Source organism: Rossellomorea sp. KS-H15a (assembly GCF_024195245.1).
Classification (GTDB): domain Bacteria; phylum Bacillota; class Bacilli; order Bacillales; family Bacillaceae_B; genus Rossellomorea; species Rossellomorea vietnamensis.
On the sequence record NZ_CP096886.1, the window covers coordinates 4,163,948 to 4,189,033 of the forward strand.

Sequence of the window (25,086 nt, forward strand, 5' to 3'; positions counted from 1 at the left end):
TCATCTTTCTTTCAATTACTGTAGACTACCGAGGATAAAATATCATGGTCGGTCATCAGATGACCGTGATTTTTCTTTAATGATTCTGCCAGTTGCTCTGGCATTTTCTCCGAGTCGTAAGCACAGACAACAGTCAGTTTGAGCTCATGGACCACACGGTCAGTTTCGTTCTCGAACCAATCAACGATAGAGCATGGGTCTTCCAATGCCCCCCATTCCACATTTGTCCATGATCTAACGTTAATCCCTTTTTCAATAAAGGGTGTGATTGTCTTCATCAGTTGCTCATATATAGCTGGGGGATGATAACTTCCACTGGATTGATAAAAGTCAAAGTTACTGACAGCGTGGACCTTTTTCAATTGATCACTCGTTAATCGATTTTTTAGCTCTTTACTAAATACGTTCATGTTTCTCTCGTTCTCGATTAATAAGACGTGTTCTCCCGATTCAATTCCTTCCAGAATGTAGGTAAACGTATTTTTCAGATACTTCTCCCTATCCTGATAGGCATAAAGCACATGAGAACATTCATTCGCCTCTAATAGTTCACTTATCTTCTCTCTCAATTCGTGCCACCTCCCCATTTTTCTTTCTCTTAGAACTTATTCAATAGTATATTGGTAAAATCCTCTATTATAAAAGGAATTCATTAAACTGTATATAGTTTGTAATAAAAAAACTGCCCATTGGATGGACAGTTTTGAATAGGTTATTATTTCTTGATTAGATCTTCACGTTCTGATTGCTCGATCCACTCTTCAAGCTTGTCTTTAAGAGTGTTAAAGCCAGCTGGTGTTGTTTCTTCGTTTGCTTGCTTCACACTTCCTTGACCTTGACGGCGAGGTTTTTTCGCTGCTGCCGGCTTTGCTTGTTGAGCAGGAGCTTCTTCTGTAGCACGGATAGAAAGGCTGATTTTACCAGCTGCTTCGTCCACTGATAATACTTTCACCTTTACTTCGTCGCCTACTGAAAGGTGCTCACTAACGTCTTTAACAAATCCGTGAGTGATTTCAGAGATATGGACTAATCCTTGAGTTTCTTCGTCAAGTGCAACGAACGCACCGTATGGTTGAATGCCTGTAACTTTACCTGTTACAACAGTTCCTGTTTCGAATTTTGTAGTCATGGTAACACTCCTAGTATATATTTATTTTTCGTCTTTACACGCAATTGTAGATTATATCATAGAATCGGGAATTCGGCAAAGGGATTTTCTCTGCGCTCCTTCCTTTACATCCTACCATCCGTCTAGAATTGCATTCTCACTAGTTATGCTTCCCAATTATTCATGTTATTAAAACAGAATGAAACAGGGCTTCACCGGGACTCAATCCGTTCCGAAGACTGATTGATGGACATTTCACGTATCCACCCCTTTCCTCTATAGTATGCCGCCTCTCTCCTCCTTCAAAGAAATCATCCGCCCTAGCAAAAAAAAAGCCCGACCCAATCAAATATGGGTCAGACTAAAAGTTCTTAATAGCTGAAGATTTTTTCTTTCTTTGTTTTTGGATAAATGGAACGGCATATAACATGAAGGCTGCGATATGTGCGAATGCAAGATTTGCTACGAACAGACTCCATAGGGTCACATGTCCCCAGCCTCCGAGTTCGGGTACCGCTACATAATAGATAAACACTGACCATAGAGCTATAACAAATGGGATGTGAAGAACCGCCCATTTACGATGTTCGACCCAAAGAAAAAGTGGAGTTGCCGTTGCGACGAATAGGTATACTAGAAAGACATCCATTTCAATTCCTCCATTTCTGTAGTAAACGCTTTCAATTGTGGCGAAAAAAAGAATAATTTGTGAACGTTTTGTTACAATTAGTATACTACATATTCAGAAAATTTCCAGTCTGTTTGCCTTGTTTTTGACTTCTTTTCTAAAAATTAGTTGAAAAGTAATGTTTTTAAGCGTTTTCATCCATAATAAATGGAAATATGGTGCCATCCTTTCTTCATTGAATACCATTACCTGTCCTTTACCCCATTTATTGAAAATTTAAAAATCCGGTGTACAGAGGTACTAAAACATAGTACGATTGAAAAATCTTATTTTTTGAAAGGAGGATCTTACATATGGCCAAGAAAGATCAATGGACTTCTAAAATAGGCTTTATCCTGGCAGCGGCAGGGTCCGCCATCGGCTTAGGCGCAATTTGGAAATTCCCTTATATGGCCGGTGCGAATGGCGGGGGTGTTTTCTTCTTGCTCTTTATCCTTTTTACCGTTTTAATTGGGACCCCCATTCTTCTCGCTGAATTTGTCATCGGCAGGCGTGCAGGGGCGGATGCTGTTACTTCTTATAAAATATTGGCCCCTCATTCCCGTTGGCACTGGATCGGTTATTTAGGAACGGTGGTGTCGTTCATCATCTTATCCTTTTACAGTGTGGTGGGGGGATGGATTCTTTCTTATTTGGCAAGAAGTGTGACAGGCTCTTTGACAGGAAAATCGCAGGAACAATATGGGGCTTTGTTTGAAAGCATCATAGCGAATCCAAAAGAAGTGCTGATCGCTCAGTTCGCCTTCATCGTCATCACGATCCTTGTCGTACAGGGCGGGATTCAAAAAGGGATCGAACGTGCCAGTCGCTATATGATGCCTGCGCTATTCATTTTATTCATCATTCTGGTGATCAGATCCCTGACACTGGAAGGCGCGATGGAAGGTGTCCGCTTCCTGTTACTACCTGATTGGAGCTATTTGAATGGAGAGACGGTCCTCCTCGCACTGGGACAGGCATTCTTCGCTTTAACGGTCGGTCTATCCGTCATGGTGACGTATGCATCGTATCTATCTAAAGAAGACAGCATGCCAAGGTCCGCCATCAGCGTTTCAAGTCTGAATATCTTTATTTCCCTGCTTGCAGGTCTGGTGATTTTCCCGGCTGTGTATGCACTGGGCTTCAAACCTGATGAAGGACCCGGGATTGCCTTTGTGGTCCTTCCTGCCGTGTTCAATGAGATTGCATTCGGTGGGATATTCTTGACCGTGTTCCTTATCCTGTTACTGTTTGCCACCCTGACATCGGCTTTCTCCATCTTGGAAATCGGGGTCGCTGCCTTGTCCAAGGGGAATCAGAAGAAACGAATGCCGTTCACCTGGCTGATCGGGATCCTCGTATTCATTGCGGGAATTCCAAGTGCCCTATCATTTGGTGTATTCGATGAATTTCTTATCGGAGGAAAGAACTTTTTCGACTTTGCCGATTATATAACGAGTAACTTCGGACTGCCTGTAGGTGCTTTACTCATTTCCATCTTCGTGTCCTATCGAATGAAACGTGAGGACGTCTGGACTGAACTTCAATCCGGTTCATCCATATCCAGGGGGTTATTCAACAGCTGGATCTTCCTCCTGCGCTACATCGTACCAGTAGCGATCATACTCGTTTTCATATCGTAAATCTAAGAGGTCCGTCCCTCACCTTGAGGCACGGACCTCTTATTTATGTAACATTTTGTTCACGGGTTACCGGGCTAATCTTTTCCAATTGGTGATAAACTAAAGATATACGGAAGGCATTTATGAGGAGGGATTTTGCTATGTCTCATTTTGGTGAAAATCTGAAACGAATAAGGGAAGAGCGTAAGTTGTCTCAACAGGAATTGGCTTTACGGGCCCGATTGGGAACGAAAACGATTGAGAAATATGAATCTGATTTGCAGATTCCCGACACCCAAACCATCCTTAAACTTTCTACTGTTCTTGATATTCCTGCTTCCGAACTCATGGAACGGGAAGTGAAAGGTCATCATACTCCTGCAGGGGTCGACGCTGAGATGGAGCAGCTGATCAAAGAACTTGGCCCCAAGCGGACGAAGCTCATCCTTCGCAAGGCCAAGGAATTCTCAGAAGAGGATTTTCTGAGGGTGATGCAAATGCTATATGAATTAAAGTATGAAACACAAGATTCGTAAAAACTTTTTTAATAAAGATGTATAGAGGAACAAAAAAGGGGTCATACTGAAAATAAGCTTTCTAAGTATTCCCCCTTTTGTTTTCATTTGTTGGACGATCATGGTATCGTCCTATTTTTTTGCTCATTTTTAAGGATGCCTGGCGTCGACCGGTAATCCGGTGCCAGGCATCCTTTCATGTAAACCCTAACTCATTAACTGTGATTCTCCACAAATCGCTTCATCCGTTTCACAGCCTCCTGCAGCTGCTCCATACTGGATGCATAAGAACAACGGATAAACCCTTCTCCACCTTTACCGAATACATCACCGGGCACAACCGCCACTTTTTCTTCCATCAGGAGTTTTTCTGCAAATTCCCCGGAAGACATTCCCGTCTTTTGAATGGAAGGAAAGGCATAGAACGCTCCTCCCGGGGTATGGCATGTTAATCCCAATTCGTTCAGGGAGTCGACGAAATAGTGACGGCGGTGACGGTAGCTTCTCTTCATTTCCATCACATCGTCCATCCCCTTATCCAGTGCCTCGACTGCTGCATATTGTGCAGGCGTCGACGCACACATCATGGCGTACTGATGGATCTTCAATAAAGATGACGCAATCTCTTCAGGGGCGCATATATAGCCGAGCCTCCAGCCCGTCATGGCGAACCCTTTCGAGAACCCGTTGATGACGATGGTCCTTTTTCTCATGTCTTCCAGCGAAGCAATTGATACATGGTGATGGTCATAGGCAAGCTCCGCATAAATTTCATCTGAGAAGACGACGAGATCATGTTTCCGGATCACTTTAGCGAGACTCTCTAAATTCCCTCGTTCAAGGACCGTCCCTGTCGGATTGTTCGGGGAACAAAGCAACACAGCTTTGGTCTTTGGCGTGATGGCTGCTTCGAGTTCTTCAGCTGTGATCTTGAAGCCATTTTCCGGTTTGGTTTCGACGGTAACCGGCACTCCGCCAGCCAACTGAACGAGGGGAACGTACGACACGAAGCCCGGTTCCACGATGATCACTTCATCCCCCTGATCGATGATGGCCCTCATGCTGATATCAAGTGCCTGTGAGGCCCCGACCGTCACGATGATTTCCGTTTTCGGATCATAGTCAACCGAGTATCCCTCTTTCATATACCGGGCAATCTTTTCCCTCAACTCGAGAAGTCCTGCATTTGCAGTATAAGAGGTATATCCCTGTTCCAAGGATAGAATCGCCGCTTCCCTCACCGTCCAGGAGGTGATGAAATCCGGTTCCCCAACGCCTAAGGAAATGACCCCTTCCATATTGGCAGCCAGATCGAAGAATTTCCTGATTCCCGAAGGCTTTAAATTCTTAACGGATTGAGCTATGTACGATGTCTTGGTTGTCATGGGGACACCACGATTCTTCTATCTTCTCCATGATCACCGAAGATCGTTCCATCATGCTTATATTTCTTCAATTGAAAATGTGTGGTCGTTGATAAGACAGAATCCAGGGTGGAGAGCTTTTCAGACACGAATGTCGCCACTTCATGCATGGACCGACCTTCCACCGTCACGGACAAATCATACGCCCCTGACATCAGATAAACACTTTTCACTTCTTTATATCGGTAAATCCGGTGAGCCACTTCATCAAAGCCCACTCCTCTTTTCGGAGCGACTTTCACATCAATCATGGCCGTCACCCCTTCATGACCCTCCACTTTCGACCAGTCCACAATCGAGCTGTATCTGACAAGAATATTCGCTTTTTCAAGCTTTTCAACCGCTTCCTCAATTTCCTTTGCCGGCACTTGAAGCATCTTTCCTAAATCTTCTGTGGAAATCCTTGCATCCTTCTGTAAAATCCTTACTAAATCAAGCTCCATTTCTCTCAGTTGCATTCCGCTTCCTCCTCATCGCCACTAAATGGTTTCATTATATCAGAAGTCTCGAATATGAAAAACGTCAACCTATTTTCTCCCTTAAAGGGATGGGATATGTCAGAAGGTTCGAATCAAGGTGTGAAATGCGGAATCGGGGGTAAAATAACTATAATCAAACCAGAAAGGAGTGAGGAAAATGCAGGAAAACGATTTCTCCAGAGTGGTGGAGGTGAACGGTACCAATGTTTACTTTGAATATCATGAACATCCCACTGCCAGAGAGACCTTCGTCCTTCTTCACGGATTCCTGTCATCCACCTTCAGCTTCAGACGGCTTACACCTCTTTTAAAGGAACATTATAATGTCATTTCCATCGACCTCCCTCCCTTTGGAAACAGTGGGAAGCACAACAGCTTCATCTATTCATACGACAATCTTGCCAATACGGTCATCGCTTTGTTGGACCATCTGAGGGTAAGCAGCATCCATTTGACGGGTCATTCCATGGGTGGGCAGATCGCCTTGAATGTCATGAAAAAGGCCCCTGACTTAGTGAAAAGAGGAATCCTGCTCTGCAGTTCAGGATATCTTAAGCGGATGAATTGGCCCGTCACGATGCTGAGCCGCATCCCTTTTTTCCATCTTTATGTGAAACTGTGGCTTACTCGCTCAGGGGTCCGCAATAACCTTGAAAACGTCGTGCATGACTCTACCATGATTGATGATGAAATGATGTTTGGCTATTTGAGACCTTTCCTGGAGGATGACATTTTCAAAGCGCTGACAAGGATGATTCGGGACCGCGAAGGAGATCTATCGGTGAATGACCTGCGAACGATTCAAACACCCTGCCTCCTCGTTTGGGGAGAACATGACAGGGTGGTGCCTTTATCAACGGGAGAGAGGCTGAATCAGGATATCCCGAACAGCAAACTCGTAGTCCTGAAAGAGACGGGGCATCTTGTACCGGAAGAAAAACCAAGGGAAGTATTGGAGAATATCCATTCATTTGTTTCCGCCTCCCCAGAAGAAGTACCGGATGAGGCCAGGACTGAGCCTCTATTTCAAAAAGGACTTTCCCAGACGCTTCTAACTGAAACGTAGGGAGAAGTCCCTTTTTCTTTCCCTTTGAGAAGGGACTCCATCACCCTTCTCTTCCTGTTCTGAAAGATAAACGATAAACATATCATTTTCATCTTTTTCGTTTCCATCATATGATAATACTTACAAATACATAGTCGAAAGGGGAATAATCAATGAGTAGATTTGAAGAAATCATCAACCGGAAAGGATCCTCCTCCGTTAAGTGGGATCTCACAAAAACCGTGTTCGGGAGAGACGATGTCCTGCCTATGTGGGTAGCGGATATGGATTTCCTTCCGCCTGAGGCCGTATTGGAAGCCCTCGGGAACAGACTGAAGCATGGGATCTTTGGCTACACGTTTGTAGGGGATGAAACCGCGGCCAGCATTAAAGAATGGGTTCAAAAACGTCACGGCTGGGATATCGAAACAACCTGGCTGCAATACAGCCCCGGAGTCGTTCCCGCTATATCAACGATCATCCAGGCACTCACTGTTCCCGGAGACAAGGTGCTTGTCCAATCTCCAGTCTATACTCCTTTTTTCAGCCTGGTAGAGGATAATGACAGGGAAATCGTCAATGCCCGACTGCAATATCACGAAGGAAGATATTCCATCGATTTTCAAGCTTTTGAAGAATCCCTCAAAACAGGTGTGAAGCTATTCCTTCTGTGCAACCCTCATAATCCGAGCGGACGGGTGTGGAAGAAAGAAGAGCTAGTCAAAATGGCTGAATTATGTCACAAGTACAACGTCTTGATTGTGTCGGATGAAATCCATTCAGATTTGGTTTATAAACATCATACGCATATCCCCCTCGCCTCTCTCGATGAGACATTCCGGGATATGACGATTACATGCATTGCACCGAGTAAAACCTTTAATCTTGCCGGGTTACAGGCTTCAGCCATGATCACTCCCAATGCTGACATCAGGGAAAAGATCGCAGGCATTCATAAAAAACAAGGCTTCTTTACTCTTAATACACTCGGTATCGTCGGAATGGAAACTGCCTATCGCCACGGCGAACAATGGTTAGATGAAATCCTGGATTACCTGCAGGAAAATGTAAACGTTACGAAGGAATTCATTGAAGAACATCTGCCCGAACTGCAAGTAGTGGAAGCAGAAGGGACGTATCTCCTCTGGATCGATTGCACGAAGCTGGATCTATCCGATGACGAACTGAAGAACAGACTATTGGATAGAGGAAAACTTGCATTGGAACCGGGTACGAAATATGGTCCTGGCGGGGAAGGCTTTGTCCGCATGAACATAGCATGTCCACGGGAGACGCTGATGGACGGGCTGGAAAGACTAAGGACCGCATTAAGCTGAATTAAAAATGTACCAGGTACGGATCATTCCGATTCTACCTGGTACATTTTTTAAACGGCTATTTCTTATCGCTTTTGATCTCGCCACAGGCAATGCGCTTACCGGAATCTCCCGAAGGTTGTGTCATTCCGTCGTCTTTGTTTTCATCAATGATGAGCGAGGTCCCTTCTTTTGTAAAAAGAGAGGTCTTCCCCTTAGATAACGTAACCATCGGAGCCATGAGCTTCACCTTCACCGTTCCGTCTTCCCCCACGATGAGGTTGGGCAGATCTCCGCCGTGGGCCCCTTCAGGATGAAGCAGTCCGTGCTTCGTGTCGTCAGGATTGAAGTGATTACCTGATGAAACGAAATCCGGCCGCTTGCATACTCCTTTTTCATGTATATGGATTCCGTGCTCCCCCGGTGGAAGTCCTTCAAGATCCAATGCGATTTCCACTCCGTCAGATTGCTCCTGAAGGGTGGCATTCCCCAGTGAATCACCGTTCTCATTTTTCATTTCCACTTCCAGTTTTTTCGGGTTTTCAATGGCACATCCGCTTACAAGGAGTGTGATCATGACCATATATAATAGGGATAATTTTTTCATATCGCTCTTCCTCCATCTCTGCATACTCTTTCACCATTGTTGACTCCCGTGGTGAAAATTATTCCTACTTCCTCGAAGTGCTGCTGTATGAAGGATATCCATCAGAACGAAAAAAAAACACGCTCTGGAGGCGTGTTCCGGTTGCTTTATTCTGTTCTCTTCTGAATCCTTGCTTCTTCTTCCATTTTCTTTGTTTTCAATTCTTCGCGTTTTGAAGCTTTCTGGATGATCCGGAAAGTGAGCAGGGCAGCGATCATAAAAATGGCCATCGTAATGCCGGCTGGGATATATTCTGTCTTATCTTCAGGGAAATAGAGAAATAAATTTAAAATAAATGAAGAAAGCATGGTACGCTCCTTTCGAAAACAAACTCTTTGTCCATTATAACAACTCTCTCAAGGACAAACCAACTTCAAATTGTCACCTTTTTAACGATTTATTGAACGTCCACGCGACAATTTCCGAGGAAATACCCCTTCTTTCCCTATATAAAAAAACCGTAAACCCACAAAGATGGTGTTCACGGCTCTTCAGATTTATTTTACAACCTTGATGTTTTCAATGATGACGTCTTCTTTAGGAAGATCGTTCGCTCCCACTTCTACGTTAGCGATCTTATCCACGATGTCCATGCCGTCCACCACTTGTCCGAATACAGTGTGCTTCTGGTCAAGCCAAGGCGTTCCACCGTTCTCCATGTAGGCATCGACGATTTGATCCGGGAATCCCGCAGATTTCATTTGATCTTCGAGCTGAGGGTCGATGTCACTTTTTTGTACGATGAAGAATTGGCTGCCATTCGTATCAGGGCCGGCATTCGCCATCGAAAGGGCACCGCGCAGATTGAATAATTCCGGGGAAAATTCATCTTCGAATGATTCTCCGTAAATGCTTTCCCCACCCGTTCCGTTTCCATTCGGGTCTCCGCCCTGAATCATGAAGTCTTTAATGACCCGGTGGAATTTCAAACCATCGTAATAACCGTCTTTACTGTGTTTGATAAAGTTCTCCACGGTTTTAGGCGCCTGTTCCGGGAATAACTTGATCTTGATGGTTCCCATGGATGTTTTCATTTCAACTAATTTTTCGTTTTCAGCAACTTCTGTTGTCAGCTGAGGATAGGTCATATCTTCATCTCCTTTGGTTTCTTCTGCTGTTTTCTGCTTCTCGGATGCTTTTGGCTTTTCTTCAGTGGTATCTCCCTTTTCTGTTTGTCCACATGAGGCAAGAACTAAACCTAGTAAACAGAGGGTAACGATCATTAAACGCTTCATATATGTACCTCCACATGTTACCTTTATAGTAGTTATTTCTCAGTTTCATTCTGCTTACATTATAATAGAGATTGATGTATTAGAGGAGGTTTTTTATGAAAAACATACAAATTGGTGATTATGTCACAGCTTTTTATAAAACGGGAAAATATGTAGGGGAGGTCACAGGAGAACGACCAGGTGCCTTTGTCGTGAAGATCCAGGCTGTCTTAAAGCATCCGAGGCAAGGCGACCTGCACAATCCACAGGCTGTGGATGTTCCCTTGTTTCATGAACGGAAAGCCCTTGCCCACGGCGAGCGTGCCAACATGCCGGAGAAAATGGTCAAGCCATATGACGGGGACATCCCCGATTACAACGAAACACTTATCTCCTCATACTTAACATTAAAGCAGGAGCTTGAAGCAGACGCTTCCCCCCACGCACAAAAGAGTCTTGAAACATTGCAATCGATTCAAAAGGAATACGAACTGATGTATAACCTCACATTTTAATGAACGACGAGGGACGGACCTTCATTTGAAGGTCCGTCCCTCGTCTTGTCATGCAAGCTGGTTGTAGAATTTGGAGAGGTCGATGCGGTCTCCGATGGTGGTGGGTTCGGCTTTATCGAGGTATTTTTTGTCTTTTTCGACAAGGTTATAGATGTGCTGGGTGGTGAGGGCATCATCCAACGCCTTATGGTGTTTTCCGACACCTTCCCTTCCATATTCCTGGACGGCCTTCCATAGTCCCGTCTGGTTCTGATCACCGAAGAAGCGTTTATATTCCATGGACAGATCGACGAATTGAGCTTGGAAAGGAAATGGAACGCCTGTCTGGGCGCAATTATCGCGCAGTACCTTCATATCCATGTTTCCCCACGTCACTACTTTCGCGACTCCCTTATCATTTAAACCGTTGAAATAATCAATCAGACATTGGAACGATATCCCTGCATCCACTTCACTCTGGCTGATGGATAAAAATCGTTTGCAGCGGTTGGTCAGTTTGGGAAATGCAGTCGGTTTCACATAAGAGGAAAACGTACCTGACACCTTTCCATACTCCACCACCACTACCCCGGCTTCGATGATTTCAGGGAAGAAACCTTTGGGGACCCTATGTCGTTCCGGCATAGAAAACTCAAAATCTATAAACACAAGCTGTTCCGCTTTCGCCACTTAAACTCCCTCCTCAAAATGTAGATAAGACCCCAATTTATCTATAATAAAGAATGTTCTCAGGATAATCCTATTTTTTTGCTCCGAACGGAGAACTGTACAACAAGCTCTTCATTTCTCCATACTTCTTATTCTTACATTATATCATGCTAAGCCCGGAAATTATGACTAATTCCCAGTTTTCCATGTGAATAAATGTTATTCAGTGGACTATGATCCAAATCTTTAATAAAATGAATATTTAGGTATACGAAATAAAAAATCAAATAGAAGGTGTTAATCATTTCACAAAAAAGAAAGAATTTAACCATCATGCTCATGGCCAATTTTCTGGTGGCGGCCAGCGCAACCATGGTGCTGCCTTTTTTATCTCTTTACATTGAAACCTTTGGCACTTACAGTCACGAATATGTACAGCGCTGGTCAGGTTTTGTCTTTGGAGTTACATTTCTAACGGCGTTCTTCATATCTCCCTTATGGGGTCGGATCGGGGATCGTTTTGGGTATAAACCGATCCTCCTCATCACAGGATACGGGATTGCAACGTCCATCTTCTTAATGGGATTCATGCATTCCGTCGGGGGACTGTTCATCCTGCGGGGGATCATGGGTGCGGTGACAGGGTTCATCCCTACATCGATGGCCCTCATTTCCTCCCAGACACCTAAGGAAGAAGCGGGAAGGACACTTGGCACCCTTCAGATGGGAACCGTATCAGGCGGTTTATTCGGGCCGGTGATTGGAGGACTGTTAGCAGACAATGTGGGTTTTTCCTACACATTCATCTTCACTTCCATCGCCATTGCCACTGCTGCGACCGTCGTCCTTTTCGGCATCGATGAACAAAGAAGCAGGGAACAACGGGATCAACGAAACAAATACTCGAGTAAAGAAGTCCTGCAGCATATCTTCAGTCATAAATTACTCGTGACGGTCCTTATCCTATCCTGCCTGATTCAAGTGGCGAACTTCAGCATACAGCCGCTTCTCGCTTTGTATGTTGATGAACTCACTTCTTCTAGTAATCTGGCATTTTTAGCGGGAATCGCCTTTTCCGCTACAGGATTCGGGAATTTGATTGCAACCAGACGGTGGGGAAAGCTTGGTGACGATATCGGGTACGAAAAGGTTTTATCCATCCTTCTCGTTCTCGCATCTATCTTCATCGTTCCACAGGCCCTGGCTGTCGAGCTATGGCAGCTTGTCCTTTTCCGGTTTCTGTTCGGAATTGCAATCGGCGGCATGATTCCATGCGTCACAGCATACATCCGTCAGGAAGCGCCTTTGAGTATGCAGGGGGAAGTCCTTGGATATAATCAAAGCTTCCGGTTCCTTGGTAATGTAATCGGACCTGCCTTTGGAGGAGTCGTATCCGGATATATTGGCATTTCTTCCGTTTTTTATGTAACAGGTGCTTTATTCTTGGGGGCATTTGGATTATTATGGTGGAGTATACATCATTCTCAAACCCCAAGTCATGTGAAAGATTACTAGAAAAGTAGAGTGAAATATGAGAGTTTTTGCAGGTTATATAACGGTGATTAGTTTTATGCTCATCTTCTTCACCACGTTATTTTTTGCGACGGGTGAATGGAACAAGGTACAAAGCTTTCAACAGGAGTTGGAGCATGCCGTGAGTACCGATTCCATCGACCTGAATCGTACAAGCTTACTCCTTGATGGGGACGGTAAGGTCTTTTCAGAAGTGAACCGCCCTTACCGTCTATATGTGCCGGACGAGAAGATTCCCCCATTCCTAAAGGATATTCTGGTCGCATCTGAAGATCAGCATTTTTACGAACACGTCGGTTTCGATGCTGGCGCAATCCTCCGGGCCGTCGTGAAAAATCTGGTGTTCACCCATATCCAGCAGGGCGGGAGCACCATTACCCAGCAGCTCGCCCGGAACCTGTATCTGGGACAGGAGAAAACCTATAATCGTAAACTGACAGAGTTGTTTTATGCCCATGAAATTGAACAATCCTTATCAAAGGATGAAATACTTGAGTTATATATGAACGTCATTTACTTCAGTAATGGAGTATATGGGATTGAAACAGCCTCCCAATACTATTTTCAAAAAAGTGTCACCGAACTTAACCAGGCGGAGATGGCGTTCATCGCTTCGATCCCGAATAATCCAGGTAAATATGATCCCCTTGACCACTTCGATCAAACGAAGGTTCGTCAGGAGCGTCTTCTCGATATTCTTGTAAACACGTCAAAGTTATCGAAGGATGAAGCGGAGACATTAAAGAAAATGCCGATCACCCTGAACGTCCGCAAGAAGACTGACCTCTATCCCGACTATGCCTTTTATGTAGAAAACGAGCTGAAGGAACTGATCGCTCTAAACGAAGGCTATAAGCTGGAACTGGAGAACGCGGCTTCTGAAGAGGAAAGGAATCGGATCACCGGGAAGCTCGAGGAACGATTTCAAGACGTGATTTCCTCAGGTGTCAGGATTCAAACGGCGTTGAAGCCAGCTCTTCAACAAAAAAGTGTTCGGGCTTTGAATGATCAGCTGAGTGAAGACTTACAGGGTGCCACCGTCACCATCGACAACAAGTCCCGGATGATTGTCGCCCTCTCCGGGGGCAGGGACTACCAGAAATATAATTTCAATCATGCGTTTCAAGCCTTCAGGCAGCCCGGTTCGGTTATCAAACCGCTGCTCGTGTACGGTCCCTATATAGAGACATTCAAGGCCGGGATCAATGACAAAGTCAATGCCAATCAATACTGTGTCGGCGAGTATTGTCCGATCAACTATGGAGGAATCCAGCCCGGTACGGTGACATTGAAACAATCCCTGGCACAATCCTATAACGGCTCGGCGCTTCGTCTCATGGAAAAAGTCGGCATAGATAAAGCCTTCCAATCCATCTCCCCTTTTTCCTTTGAAAGGGTGATCAAAGAAGATAAAACCTTCGCCTCTTCCATTGGCGGATTCACTTATGGAATGAGTCCCCTGGAATTGACGGATGCCTATACCTCTTTTATTGACGGCCGTTATCAGGAGAGTCATGCCATCATTTCCGTCAGTGACAGTCACGGAAAGATTCTTTATCAATGGAAAAAGGACCCGAAGAAAGTCTGGTCGGCAGACACCACTGCCAAAGTAAGAAAAATGCTCAATGAAGGGGCGACATCAGGAACCGGAAGAGCCGCGTATGTATCCAAGCCATATGTAGGGATCAAAACCGGCACGACCAATAACTATCATGATTACTGGGTGATGGGTTTGACCGACACCCTTACGACAGGCGTTTGGGTCGGCCATGATATCCCCCGTGATATGAGTGAAATCGAACGCCAGCGTCCAAGCCATAAAGTCTGGCAGGAAATCATGGAATGACTTTATAGTAAAAAAGCGTCTGCAGCATGTGCTGAAGACGCTTTTTCTATTATAATTTCACCTTCGACATAATCGGGAGGCTTGCCATCACTCCGTTATAGAGCTTCAAAAAAACAAAGAAGATCGTCAAAAATAACGAAGACCATGAGAATACCTGCAAACTCACCACTCCGAAGATCCCCCATTTCGAGAGGGACGGACTTATTTTATACACAAAGTAGATAAAATAAGCGAGTGAGCTTAGGGCAAAAATGATGAAAAGCCCTATAAAAGACTTAAGGCTCACCACAGACACCAAGCCCCCGATGAAGTAAATCATCGAGCCTGTACGGACAAGATTATACAACTGCCCATCCGAATCCGTGGCAAAAAACAGCATGGAGACCCCGTTAATGGTTTCCGCAATCAGTTTTAAAGCCGCGAACACCATGAAGAAGGCGACCATTAACAGGATCAAAATGGCAAGCTTAAGCTGTATATCGGATAAAAATTCCCTCATGCCCGGATAGACACCGATTTTTTTAAATACGTCCACGAAGACTCCCACTCCATAAACGGAAAACGTGAGACTAAACAATAGTATCGAAAAAAGGGGTAAATAACTTGTTAAGTATGTATTTTTCACTTAGAAACTCTCCCATAACGATTCTTCATCCACTCTCATCATAATCGTTTATGGATAGCTTGAAAAGGGTATAGAAACAGAAGGGACAATGACTATATACCTATCTACCCCTGTCGGACATTAAACAAAAAAACGCCCCTTCTGTTATGGAAGAAAGGGCCGTTTCATTGAAGGGAATGAGAATGGGGTACCACCCTGATATATTCCCTCGATCCAAATGGTTGTCTCCCGCGTGCGGGTTCTTTCGTTATTTCCTCTTCCACTTCTTCCGTTTCACCATATTGAACCGGTTTGATATTCATACTCGTCGGGTCTTCTGTCTCAATGAACCCCCGATTAAATCGGTCCTCGGTTTCCACCATCCACGCAAAGCCAAAAAAAGCAAAAAATATGGTCGTAACCGCTACTGTTTTCTTTTTCATAACTTCACCACCTTATGGATAGGATTCTCCAATTTGACCGAAACTATTCTGGAAGTGTCGGAATTCGAGGAGAAAATCCAACAAATTTTCCACGTGCATTTCCACGTATCTTCATATTTAATACTTCTTGAAAGTTGTGATATGTATGGGATGCTGAGTAATGCAAGCATTTATTTTTTACGTTATAATGCTTTTTAGGGTTCAGCTTCGGTCGAGTAAGGAAGAATGTTGCCGAATGATGTATAGGGTTGACATGAGACCATGTTGAGAATAAACGATTATGATAAGAGGGGGGTTTTAAATGACTTTATTACATTGGGCAATTGTATCGCCTTTTTTATTTGCGATACTTATTCCATTTCTATATAAAGCATTTCGGAATGTACATACCGGCTGGTTCGTACTATTATTGCCGGCAGCTTTATTCACGTACTTTTTTCAATTCATCTCCATTACAAGAAATGGGGATACCGTCAAGGAAACCTTGGAGTGGATGCCTTCCTTCGGGATCAACTTCACCGCTTACGTAGATGGTCTTGGATTGCTGTTCGCCATGCTCATCACGGGGATCGGTTCACTGGTTGTCCTTTACTCCATTTATTACTTAGACAAGAAGAAGGAGCAATTACATAATTTTTATGTGTACTTAATGATGTTCATGGGAGCGATGTTGGGCGTTGTCCTTTCCGACAACCTGATCGTCCTTTATATGTTCTGGGAATTCACTTCCATTTCATCATTCTTATTAATCGGGTACTGGTATCATCGGGAACGTTCCAGATACGGAGCACAAAAATCCATGCTCATCACGGTATTCGGGGGACTCAGCATGCTTGGAGGATTCCTGCTCTTATATCTCATGGGCGGGACTTTCAGCATCAGGGAATTGGTCGGACAAGCTGATCAGCTTATGACACAGGCATTTTTCCTTCCTGCCTTGCTTCTAGTACTATTGGGAGCTTTCACGAAATCAGCTCAGTTCCCATTCCACATCTGGCTGCCCGATGCCATGGAAGCACCTACACCCGTCAGTGCCTATCTGCACTCTGCCACGATGGTTAAAGCAGGTATTTATCTTGTCGCCCGCTTAAGCCCGGTATTCGCAGAATCAAGCGTATGGCTGTGGCTCGTCGGCGGCGTCGGGATTTTCACTTTATTCTGGGGTTCTTTCAACGCCGTGAAACAAACGGACCTGAAAGGAATCCTCGCCTTTTCCACCGTCAGTCAACTGGGTCTCATCATGTCCCTGTTGGGAGTGGGAGCGGCGGCTCTTCACTACACAGAGCTTGATGATAACATTTATATGGTGGCAACACTTGCCGCCGTATTCCATTTGATCAACCACGCGACCTTCAAAGGAAGTTTATTCATGGTCGTCGGGATCATTGATCATGAAACGGGTACCCGGGATATCCGAAAACTTGGCGGGCTGATGAACTTCATGCCCATCACGTTCACCATTGCCATCATCGGAGCATTCTCCATGGCCGGACTTCCTCCGTTCAACGGATTCCTTTCCAAGGAGATGTTCTTTACCGGGATGGTCAGGGTCCTTGAAATGGATATTTTCAACCTGGATACATTCGGCATGATCTTCCCGCTTCTTGCATGGGTGGGAAGTGTATTCACGTTTATTTACAGCATGATCCTGGTCTTCAAAACCTTTACCGGGAAGCACCAGCCGGAGAAGCTTGAAAAGAAACCGCATGAAGCTCCACTTGGAATGTTGATCTCACCGATCATCCTGGCTTCACTCGTGGTCATCTTCGGTTTCTTCCCGAATATCCTGTCAGAGCGGATCATCGCGCCGGCAGTGGAGTCCATCACGCCAAGCCTGATCCAGGAAGGACATGAGGTTGAAACGCATATTTCATTCTGGCATGGATTTACACCTGAGCTATTCATGACATTCGGGGTCATCCTATTCGGTATCCTGTTGTATCTCCTCCTTCCTTCATGGAAAAAGGTGTACAAATGGATCCCTGAGCGCTTCACGCTGAATTCTTTCTATGATGGAGGTCTCATCAAGAGTGAACGTGGCGCACAAAACTTTACAAGTGGCTATATGACAGGCTTTATCCGTACGTATCTGGTGTATATCTTCTCCTTCTTGATTGCCATATCATTGTTTGCACTGTGGTTCAATGGGGCGTTCGCCATCAATTTGGAAGAAGTTGCTCCAGTCGGAGTCTATGAGATTGCCATCGCGCTTCTCCTGGTCATCAGTTCTGTCACGATCCTGTTTGCGAAATCACGACTGACGTCCATCATTTCGCTTGGAGCTGCAGGGTATACCGTTTCACTATTCTTTGTGTTATTCCGCGCCCCGGACCTGGCCCTGACACAGCTTGTCATTGAAACCGTGTCGGTTGCCCTGTTCTTACTTTGCTTCTATCACCTGCCTAAATTAAGCAGGCATGAAGAACGCATGCGGTTTAAACTCGGGAATGCACTCATATCGATCGGGGTCGGAGTGGTCGTCGCATTATTTGCCATCTCTTCCTACAGCTCGAAAATGTTTGAGTCCATTTCGAAGTATTATATTGAAAATACCCATGATAAAGCCGGCGGGGAAAACATGGTCAACGTTATCCTCGTAGACTTCCGTGGGTTTGATACGATGTTTGAAATTTGCGTCTTGGCAATTGCAGCACTCGGCATATTCTCCATGATCAAATTGCGCCTTACAAGGAGGGATGAAGGATGAAAACAAAAGTAAAAACGAATGATGTCATCCTGCAGACCGTCACCAATGTGGTCGCATTCATCATCATCCTGTTCTCGTTGCGCCTTTTCTTCTCGGGTCACTACACACCGGGGGGAGGATTCATCGGGGGCTTGATGACGTCGGGAGCCATTGTATTACTGTTACTCGCTTATGACATCAAGACCGTCGCCACCATCTTACCGGTGGACTACAAGATCATCACGGCGATCGGCCTGTTCTTTTCAGTGGCCACGGGGGCCGGGGCTTTATTATTCGATGTTCCGTTCCTCACCCACGCGTACGATTATTTTTACCTTCCCCTGTTAGGGAAGACATCGCTGCACACAGCGGTTCTCTTTGATACAGGCGTGTATCTGGTGGTCATCGGGGTCACCATGACCATCATTCAAACGATTGGGGTGAGCGAATAATGGAAATCATCATGGCCGTCGTCGTCGGAATCCTATTTACAAGCGCCGTATACTTAATGTTATCCAAGAGCTTGCTCCGGATCATCATCGGGACAGCCCTGTTAAGCCACGGTGCCCATTTATTGATCCTTTCCGTGAGTGGCCTTAAAGGGGGAGCTGCCCCTCTTCTCGGGGAACATGCTGAATCGTATGTCGATCCTTTGCCACAGGCATTGATCCTGACGGCAATCGTCATCAGCTTTGGAGTGACAGCTTTCTTCCTCGTTCTCGCTTATCGGGCATATCAGGAGCTTGGCACGGATAATATGGATCAGATGAGAGGTAACGAAGGAAATGACTAACTTATTAATACTACCGATTCTAATCCCGTTATTTACGGCGATTATCTTAATGTTTATCAGCAAATATGTGAAGCTGCAACGAGGGATTTCAGCCCTTTCAACACTGGGGACTGTAGCAGCATCCCTCGTTCTGATCAATACGGTTCACCATGACGGAATCCAGACGGTGAACCTTGGAAGCTGGGAGGCTCCTTTTGGGATCACCCTCGTTTCCGACATGCTCTCTGCCTTACTTGTGACTACGACAAGTATCATAGCCTTTATCGTACTTCTCTACTCGTTTAAGTCGATCGGGGTGGACAGGGAGCGATTCTACTATTATCCTGTCGTTCAGTTTCTATTGGTCGGAGTGAACGGGGCTTTCACGACAGGTGATATCTTCAACCTATTCGTCTTTTTCGAAGTCATGCTCATGAGCTCGTATGTTCTGCTGGTCCTCGGCGGAACGAAGGCGCAGCTGCGGGAGGGGATCAAATACATTCTCGTGAATGTCATTTCCTCCGCACTATTCGTCATTACCGTTGCCTACTTGTATTCAGTCGTTGGAACTCTGAATATGGCGGATATTTCGAGGAAAATCGCCGAAGTGGATCAGCCTGGCATCATCACGGCGATCGCTATCCTGTTCCTATTGGTCTTTGGCCTTAAAGGTGCGATCTTTCCTCTTTACTTCTGGCTGCCGGGCTCTTACTATGCGCCACCGACACCGGTGCTCGCTTTGTTCGGAGCCCTGCTTACGAAAGTAGGCGTTTATTCGATTATCCGGACATACACGTTATTTTTCTATCACTATACCGGATTTACTCATGAAATCCTGAGCATACTCGCCATCCTAACCATGGTGCTCGGCTGCATCGGTGCCATAGCCTATTGGGATGTTAAGAAGATCATCATTTATAACATCGTCATTGCTGTCGGTGTGATTCTGTTCGGAGTATCGACAATGAATCCTGAAGCACTGGAGGGTGCCATTTATTACCTGGTTCATGACATGATCATCAAGGCCGCTTTATTCCTTCTGGTCGGCGTCATGATTGCCATCACAGGCACGGCCAATCTGAAGAAAATGGGCGGATTGATCAAGGACTACCCTTGGCTCGGATGGACATTCCTTGTTGCCGCATTCTCCCTTGCCGGCATCCCGCCTTTAAGCGGTTTTATCGGGAAATTCTTAATCGTACGGGGAAGCTTTGCCGCAGGAGCCTATGTAGGGGCAGGAGTCGTCCTCGCATCCAGTCTGTTGGTGCTCTACTCTGTCATCAAGATCTTCCTGAATGGCATATGGGGAACTCCGAAGGAATATAACGGAGTATCAAAGGGAGACGCCCGTTACTTATGGATGACGTCTGCTGTACTTGTCGTGCTGGCTGTTGTTTATGGCCTTGGTGCAGAAGCGATGCGTCCACTCTTTTCACAAGCAACTGAAGTACTGGTAAATCCGAATCTCTATATAGACGCAGTGTTAAAGGAGTAATGTAGAATGGCTTTTCAAATATTATTAAACTTTTTCCTGGCCTTTGTCTGGATGTTTCTTTCGGTATCCTTTACTTCTCAGTCATTCTTTATTGGCTTTTTACTAGGATTGCTTGTTATCTTTGCATTCAGAAGATTTTTCAACTCACGGTTTTATTTATTACGGGTGGCTGCCGTGATCAGTTTATTCTTCCTCTTCCTGAAGGAACTGATCATGGCAAATATCTCGGTTTTAAAAACGGTTTTGAAACCGAAGTTGGACTTCCAGCCGGGCATCTTCGCTTTACCGACAGAATTAAAGTCCGATTGGGAGATCACGCTCTTGGCGAATTTGATCACACTGACACCCGGGACGCTGGTCATGGATGTATCGTACGACAAGAAGATTCTTTATGTACATGCCATCGATATGCCGGATGTGGATGAAGCCATTAACGAAATAAAGGATTCTTTTGAAAAAGCCATCATGGAGGTGAGCCGCTAATGTTACATCTGATCTTTCAAATCACGTTATTATGCGTCTCCATATCCATGCTCGGCCTCGTTTACCGAGTGGTGAAAGGTCCCACGATCCCTGACCGTGTAGTGGCACTCGATGCGATCGGGATCAACCTGATCGCCATCATTGCACTCGTTTCGATGATGCTCGATACGTACGCTTTTCTAGAAGTGATCCTGCTTCTCGGAATCCTTGCTTTCATCGGAACCGTCGCCTTTTCAAAGTTCCTGGAGAAAGGGGAGATCATCGAACGTGAGCGAGATCATTAGATTTTTCATTGGATTCTTTTTAGTCATTGGAGGATTTCTCAGCCTGGTTACGGCTTTCGGCGTATTGAGACTTCCTGATGTATATACGAGAAATCATGCTGCTTCTAAAAGTGCGACGCTCGGGGTCATGTCGATCCTGCTCGCCACCTTTCTTTACTTTTACCTGGAGCATGGTCATTTCAATTCAAGACTGATCCTGGCCATCGTCTTCATCTTTATCACAGCGCCGGTTTCCGGCCACCTCATCTCGCGTGCCGCCTATAATACCGGCGTCAAACTTTGGGACAAAAGTGTAAGGGATGACTTAAAGGATAAAGAACAATATGAGCGTCAGAACAGTCAATGAGGAAGCAAAAAGGCTTGACCCTATTTTATCAAGGGTCAAGCCTTTTTCTATTTCCTAGCGCTGATACAAGTGATCTTCCACGCTTCCATCCTGTTTATGCACAACCAGTGTCCCGGAATGATCCGTCACATAATCTTTCGCTTTCGATAGGAGTTTGTCCTTTGTACTCTCAACCAGGATAGCCCTCTTTCCGTCGGCCTTCTTCAACTGCCAGCCGTCGTCATGGGGGGTGACGTGATATTCTGTCTTATCCGGTGTACTCCCTTCTTCAGACTGATGGGCACGGTCAGTGGCGATGGCAATGGCCCTTCCTTCTTCATACCCTTCATCCAAGAGGGCATTGGCTATCTCAATGGCTTTGTTCCGTACGTCTCTTGGCAGGTTCTTCAGTGAAGCAGGATAATCATTTTTTGTCCAACTCATTTGTATGGCCTCCTAATGTATTGGTTAGTAATTGATTTCCCATTTTTTCACTGAATAAACATAAGGGTGTGTACGGTCAGCGTTTCGGTACCACTGCCATCGTGCAGCGCGATACACAGATCAATTGATCATCCTCATCTGTAAGCTTGATGTCCCATACCATGGTGGTCCTGCCCTGATGCATGACCGTTCCCGTCGCCGTGACGATCCCTTCCCGCTTCGCTTTAATATGATTCGCATTAATTTCAAGGCCGAAGCATATTTCTTTATCCAGATCGATCAATTGTACCGCCCCTACACTCGCTACCGTTTCTGCAAGTGCCACCGAAGCCCCGCCATGAAGGAAGCCGAACGGCTGTCTCGTCTGTTCATTCACCGGCATCGTCGCAATGACCTTCCCCTTTCCTAATTCTACAAATTCAATCCCTAACGCACTGATCAATGTATTCTCTGTATTCACGTGAATTCCTCCATATCATAGTCTTCTCTACTACCTTTTCGAGAAAGTGCTTGAAAATCCTCTATTTTCCCTGCCCTAACCGTCCTGCGTTTAATCCATGAATAATCCGTTGAACAGTTTCATACATATCCTTAGAGCATTTTTAACGAAAGGGGTTTTCTGTTATGTATCGGTACCACCCTTTTTATCCACCAGTTCAACGCCCCTACTCACCGATCCACTCGAGGGCACAACCCTTTCCCTCCCATCATCGGAACTACCCTCCTGTCGAAACCAAAACATTCATGTCTTCGGCAGGTAAAACGTTGAACTTACTGGGAGATGCCCAAAAAGTGCTTCAGAAAATCAACACATCCAAAGACTTCTCCTCGAAATTCATGAATGCAGCACAGCAATCAAACGTACCTGAAGTACATAAATTACTTCAAACCATTGGTACAAGGGTACAGCCGATTGTATCGTTCAATCCCGATGGCGTCCGCCTCGTCTTTGACGAAAAGCTTGGACAGGTGGATTGCTGCCATTTAATCGTGATTATTCGTTGGATGTGATGGGGAATGATTACTGATGCATCAAAAAAGAAGCGAGGGAGCCCCCGCTTCTTTTCTTTATAAAATGATCGCTGCGATCCAACCGAACAGGATCAATGGAATATTATAGTGTAAAAAGGTTGGGACACATGTATCCCAAATGTGGTTATGCTGTCCATCGGCATTCAATCCCGCCGTCGGTCCAAGCGTACTGTCTGATGCCGGCGACCCTGCGTCACCAAGGGCACCTGCTGTTCCGACAATCGCAATCGTTGCGAGAGGGCTGAATCCAAGCTCCATGGCAAGTGGGACGAAGATGGCTGCTATGATAGGAATGGTGGCAAATGAAGAACCGATCCCCATTGTCACCAGTAGCCCGACGACGAGCATGATAAGGGCAGCCAAAGCCTGGTTGCCGCCGATGACATCAGCCGTTGCCTTAACCAATGTTTCTACATCTCCTGTTTCCGTTACCACTGCTGCAAATCCGGATGCCGTGATCATGACAAAGCCGATAAAGGCCATCATTTTCATTCCATCATTCAGCAATCCGTCTGCTTCTTTCCATTTAACCGAGCCTGAAAGATACAGGACGGCAATACCTGCCAGTGCCCCAAAGATCATCGATTCCAACTGAAGCTGAACGTATAAGGCCACTACGATGGAAATGAGAGCGAAAACCATCGCTCTTTTATTGTAAACGACCTTTTCATCGGCAACGACTTCTTCCGCTTCATTGTAGTCCCTCGGTTTGCGATAACTCACAAACACAGCAATCAGTAACCCGATCACCATTCCTCCTACAGGGAGAAGCATGGCTTTCGGAATATCGCCCATGTTGATTTCCATTCCACTTGATGCCATGTTCTGAGCGATGATTTCATGGAATTGCAATCCGAAACCTACCGGTAAAAGAATATACGGAGCGGTCAATCCAAACGTAATCACCGATGCGATCAAACGTCTATCGATCCGCAACTCCGTCATCACCTTCAATAATGGCGGGATGAGAATCGGAATAAAAGCGATGTGAATCGGAATCACATTTTGAGAAAAACAAGCCATGATTAAAATAGAAATGACAATAAGTGCTTTCGAAAGGGCTGTCTTTCTTGAATCTCCTTTTTTCCCGACGACCTTTAACACCCAGTCCACGAGCAGATTCGGAATTCCCGTATAGGAAATCGCGACGGCAAATCCCCCTAGTAATGCATAACTTAACGCGATGCTCGCCCCACCGCTGATTCCCTCTGTAAAGACGGATATCGTCTCGTCCAATCCCAGTCCGCCCGTCAGTCCCCCGACCAACGCCCCAGTAATCAGAGCGAATACTACGTTCACCCGCGCAAGGCTCAATACGAGCATGACAAGAACCGCTATCACAACTGCGTTCATACCTGCTTCCTCCTTAATATCTTGATGTATTGTTATCGTTCCGTTGCTTTAGTTCGCTAAATTGGTAGAGTAATAAAATCACGATTTCAACTTTAACAAGATAAAGAGAGTTTGTCAACACTTTAGCCGGGTGAAAGATGGAGTGGGAATTTTTTCATAGGTTTGTGTGTGGTGATGGCGCGTGGAGGAGGGTCCGGCAAGGGCTGTGTGGGGATCCATTATATGTTAATTGGCTGGATCTTTTCATATTTCGGCTGGATTCGGTTCCAATTCGGCCGGATTTTTCGTCATGTCGGCTGGATTCTAACCGGATTCGGCTGGATTTTTCATATTTTCGGCTGGATTCCCTCCCACCGACGGCCGGATCCAATCTCCTTACGACGCCAATCCCCCTCCATCAAGCGATGAAGTACGTATAGACCCCGGCCTGGTCCGGGTAATTGCGTCATTTTGCAAAGTTATCGCGTCGTTTTTCAATTTATTGCGTCATTTCAAAAGGAATCGCGTCATTTTTTCTTTATTTGCGTCATTTACCAATCATCCCCAAATTTCACTTCTCTCCGAAACACATCTCACCAAATCCTCCA

Annotated in this window: 30 protein-coding genes; 16 read left to right on the plus strand and 14 right to left on the minus strand. The window is 45.4% G+C overall.

Translation table 11 applies throughout. The features are described from left to right. Positions 1-11: 11 nt before the first annotated feature. From M1J35_RS21390 to M1J35_RS21400, 3 genes are all read right to left on the minus strand, one after another. Positions 12-569 (minus strand): MEDS domain-containing protein, encoded by a 558-nt coding sequence (locus M1J35_RS21390; RefSeq protein WP_254652233.1) that lies wholly within the window; start codon positions 567-569, stop codon positions 12-14. A gap of 146 nt (positions 570-715) precedes the next feature. Next, positions 716-1,129, minus strand: a complete 414-nt coding sequence (gene yugI / locus M1J35_RS21395; protein WP_034763847.1) for a S1 domain-containing post-transcriptional regulator GSP13 — start codon at positions 1,127-1,129, stop codon at positions 716-718. 340 nt (positions 1,130-1,469) lie between these two features. Next, a complete protein-coding gene (locus M1J35_RS21400; RefSeq protein WP_034763845.1) occupies positions 1,470-1,757 on the minus strand; it encodes a spore morphogenesis/germination protein YwcE in 288 nt (95 codons plus the stop codon). 332 nt (positions 1,758-2,089) lie between these two features. Here M1J35_RS21400 and M1J35_RS21405 point away from each other — a divergent pair, with 332 nt between their 5' ends. Beyond that, a complete protein-coding gene (locus M1J35_RS21405) occupies positions 2,090-3,418 on the plus strand; it encodes a sodium-dependent transporter (protein WP_034763843.1) in 1,329 nt (442 codons plus the stop codon). Positions 3,419-3,558: 140 nt separating this feature from the next. Further along, positions 3,559-3,933, plus strand: coding sequence for a helix-turn-helix domain-containing protein (locus tag M1J35_RS21410; RefSeq protein WP_034763841.1), 375 nt, complete (start codon positions 3,559-3,561; stop codon positions 3,931-3,933). Positions 3,934-4,127: 194 nt separating this feature from the next. Here the strand turns inward: M1J35_RS21410 and M1J35_RS21415 are convergent, their stop codons facing one another. After that, positions 4,128-5,297, minus strand: coding sequence for an aminotransferase (locus M1J35_RS21415; protein ID WP_254652234.1), 1,170 nt, complete (start codon positions 5,295-5,297; stop codon positions 4,128-4,130). Then, entirely contained in the window at positions 5,294-5,794 is a 501-nt protein-coding gene (locus M1J35_RS21420; RefSeq protein ID WP_034763838.1) for an Lrp/AsnC family transcriptional regulator, read from the minus strand. Before M1J35_RS21420 ends, M1J35_RS21415 begins: the two co-directional genes overlap by 4 nt. 178 nt (positions 5,795-5,972) lie before the next feature. On the opposite strand from M1J35_RS21420, the gene M1J35_RS21425 reads away from it, so the two are divergent. Both M1J35_RS21425 and M1J35_RS21430 read left to right on the plus strand, forming a co-directional pair. After that, complete coding sequence (locus M1J35_RS21425) at positions 5,973-6,881, plus strand: alpha/beta fold hydrolase (protein ID WP_254652235.1); 909 nt, start codon at positions 5,973-5,975, stop codon at positions 6,879-6,881. Positions 6,882-7,033: 152 nt separating this feature from the next. Beyond that, a complete protein-coding gene (locus tag M1J35_RS21430) occupies positions 7,034-8,197 on the plus strand; it encodes a MalY/PatB family protein (RefSeq protein ID WP_254652236.1) in 1,164 nt (387 codons plus the stop codon). 58 nt (positions 8,198-8,255) lie between these two features. On the opposite strand, the gene M1J35_RS21435 is transcribed toward M1J35_RS21430, so the two are convergent. The 3 genes from M1J35_RS21435 to M1J35_RS21445 form a co-directional block, all read right to left on the minus strand. Then, positions 8,256-8,783, minus strand: a complete 528-nt coding sequence (locus M1J35_RS21435; RefSeq protein ID WP_061810648.1) for a superoxide dismutase family protein — start codon at positions 8,781-8,783, stop codon at positions 8,256-8,258. 146 nt (positions 8,784-8,929) lie between these two features. Continuing rightward, a complete protein-coding gene (locus M1J35_RS21440; RefSeq protein ID WP_034763833.1) occupies positions 8,930-9,130 on the minus strand; it encodes a hypothetical protein in 201 nt (66 codons plus the stop codon). A 189-nt stretch (positions 9,131-9,319) separates the two neighbouring features. Beyond that, on the minus strand, positions 9,320-9,910 hold the full coding sequence (locus M1J35_RS21445; protein ID WP_371928770.1) for a peptidylprolyl isomerase: 591 nt from the start codon (positions 9,908-9,910) through the stop codon (positions 9,320-9,322). Between the two features lie 242 nt (positions 9,911-10,152). Between M1J35_RS21445 and M1J35_RS21450 the strand changes: the two genes are divergently transcribed. After that, a complete protein-coding gene (locus tag M1J35_RS21450) occupies positions 10,153-10,551 on the plus strand; it encodes a kinase-associated lipoprotein KapB (protein WP_224522065.1) in 399 nt (132 codons plus the stop codon). A 48-nt stretch (positions 10,552-10,599) separates the two neighbouring features. Here M1J35_RS21450 and kapD read toward each other — a convergent pair whose 3' ends face one another. Then, entirely contained in the window at positions 10,600-11,220 is a 621-nt protein-coding gene (gene kapD / locus M1J35_RS21455) for a 3'-5' exonuclease KapD (RefSeq protein ID WP_034763825.1), read from the minus strand. A 282-nt stretch (positions 11,221-11,502) separates the two neighbouring features. Between kapD and M1J35_RS21460 the strand changes: the two genes are divergently transcribed. Beyond that, positions 11,503-12,714 (plus strand): MFS transporter, encoded by a 1,212-nt coding sequence (locus tag M1J35_RS21460; protein WP_224522322.1) that lies wholly within the window; start codon positions 11,503-11,505, stop codon positions 12,712-12,714. Between the two features lie 43 nt (positions 12,715-12,757). Continuing rightward, positions 12,758-14,578, plus strand: coding sequence for a transglycosylase domain-containing protein (locus tag M1J35_RS21465; protein ID WP_254652238.1), 1,821 nt, complete (start codon positions 12,758-12,760; stop codon positions 14,576-14,578). Positions 14,579-14,627: 49 nt separating this feature from the next. On the opposite strand, the gene M1J35_RS21470 is transcribed toward M1J35_RS21465, so the two are convergent. Together M1J35_RS21470 and M1J35_RS21475 are read right to left on the minus strand one after the other, a co-directional pair. After that, entirely contained in the window at positions 14,628-15,113 is a 486-nt protein-coding gene (locus M1J35_RS21470; RefSeq protein ID WP_254652239.1) for a DUF5366 family protein, read from the minus strand. Positions 15,114-15,367: 254 nt separating this feature from the next. Continuing rightward, positions 15,368-15,625 carry a hypothetical protein gene (locus M1J35_RS21475; RefSeq protein WP_224522063.1) on the minus strand — a complete coding sequence of 86 codons (258 nt, stop codon included), beginning with the start codon at positions 15,623-15,625 and terminating at the stop codon, positions 15,368-15,370. 301 nt (positions 15,626-15,926) lie between these two features. Between M1J35_RS21475 and M1J35_RS21480 the strand changes: the two genes are divergently transcribed. The 7 genes from M1J35_RS21480 to mnhG are packed head-to-tail and all read left to right on the plus strand — an operon-like array spanning position 15,927 to position 21,691. Then, positions 15,927-18,332 (plus strand): Na+/H+ antiporter subunit A, encoded by a 2,406-nt coding sequence (locus M1J35_RS21480; RefSeq protein WP_254652240.1) that lies wholly within the window; start codon positions 15,927-15,929, stop codon positions 18,330-18,332. Further along, on the plus strand, positions 18,329-18,763 hold the full coding sequence (locus M1J35_RS21485) for a Na(+)/H(+) antiporter subunit B (RefSeq protein WP_098439208.1): 435 nt from the start codon (positions 18,329-18,331) through the stop codon (positions 18,761-18,763). The genes M1J35_RS21480 and M1J35_RS21485 overlap by 4 nt, the downstream gene beginning before the upstream one ends. Further along, on the plus strand, positions 18,763-19,104 hold the full coding sequence (locus tag M1J35_RS21490; RefSeq protein ID WP_034763810.1) for a Na(+)/H(+) antiporter subunit C: 342 nt from the start codon (positions 18,763-18,765) through the stop codon (positions 19,102-19,104). The genes M1J35_RS21485 and M1J35_RS21490 overlap by 1 nt, the downstream gene beginning before the upstream one ends. Beyond that, complete coding sequence (locus M1J35_RS21495; protein WP_254652241.1) at positions 19,097-20,578, plus strand: Na+/H+ antiporter subunit D; 1,482 nt, start codon at positions 19,097-19,099, stop codon at positions 20,576-20,578. Before M1J35_RS21490 ends, M1J35_RS21495 begins: the two co-directional genes overlap by 8 nt. Before the next feature lie 6 nt (positions 20,579-20,584). Next, on the plus strand, positions 20,585-21,061 hold the full coding sequence (locus tag M1J35_RS21500) for a Na+/H+ antiporter subunit E (RefSeq protein WP_224522059.1): 477 nt from the start codon (positions 20,585-20,587) through the stop codon (positions 21,059-21,061). Beyond that, complete coding sequence (locus tag M1J35_RS21505; RefSeq protein ID WP_034763802.1) at positions 21,061-21,345, plus strand: Na(+)/H(+) antiporter subunit F1; 285 nt, start codon at positions 21,061-21,063, stop codon at positions 21,343-21,345. Before M1J35_RS21500 ends, M1J35_RS21505 begins: the two co-directional genes overlap by 1 nt. Next, entirely contained in the window at positions 21,329-21,691 is a 363-nt protein-coding gene (gene mnhG, locus M1J35_RS21510; protein WP_224522058.1) for a monovalent cation/H(+) antiporter subunit G, read from the plus strand. The genes M1J35_RS21505 and mnhG overlap by 17 nt, the downstream gene beginning before the upstream one ends. A 54-nt stretch (positions 21,692-21,745) precedes the next feature. On the opposite strand, the gene M1J35_RS21515 is transcribed toward mnhG, so the two are convergent. Both M1J35_RS21515 and M1J35_RS21520 read right to left on the minus strand, forming a co-directional pair. Further along, positions 21,746-22,114: a DUF2188 domain-containing protein gene (locus tag M1J35_RS21515; RefSeq protein WP_224522057.1), complete on the minus strand. Its 369-nt coding sequence runs from the start codon at positions 22,112-22,114 to the stop codon at positions 21,746-21,748. 76 nt (positions 22,115-22,190) lie between these two features. Further along, positions 22,191-22,574 (minus strand): PaaI family thioesterase, encoded by a 384-nt coding sequence (locus M1J35_RS21520; RefSeq protein ID WP_034763794.1) that lies wholly within the window; start codon positions 22,572-22,574, stop codon positions 22,191-22,193. Positions 22,575-22,738: 164 nt separating this feature from the next. On the opposite strand from M1J35_RS21520, the gene M1J35_RS21525 reads away from it, so the two are divergent. Beyond that, complete coding sequence (locus M1J35_RS21525; protein ID WP_159362727.1) at positions 22,739-23,125, plus strand: YuzC family spore coat inner layer protein; 387 nt, start codon at positions 22,739-22,741, stop codon at positions 23,123-23,125. 57 nt (positions 23,126-23,182) lie between these two features. On the opposite strand, the gene M1J35_RS21530 is transcribed toward M1J35_RS21525, so the two are convergent. Beyond that, positions 23,183-24,499, minus strand: a complete 1,317-nt coding sequence (locus M1J35_RS21530; RefSeq protein WP_229597354.1) for a Na+/H+ antiporter family protein — start codon at positions 24,497-24,499, stop codon at positions 23,183-23,185. 174 nt (positions 24,500-24,673) lie between these two features. Between M1J35_RS21530 and M1J35_RS21535 the strand changes: the two genes are divergently transcribed. Continuing rightward, entirely contained in the window at positions 24,674-24,907 is a 234-nt protein-coding gene (locus M1J35_RS21535; RefSeq protein WP_254652242.1) for a hypothetical protein, read from the plus strand. The last annotated feature ends 179 nt before the right edge of the window (positions 24,908-25,086 follow it).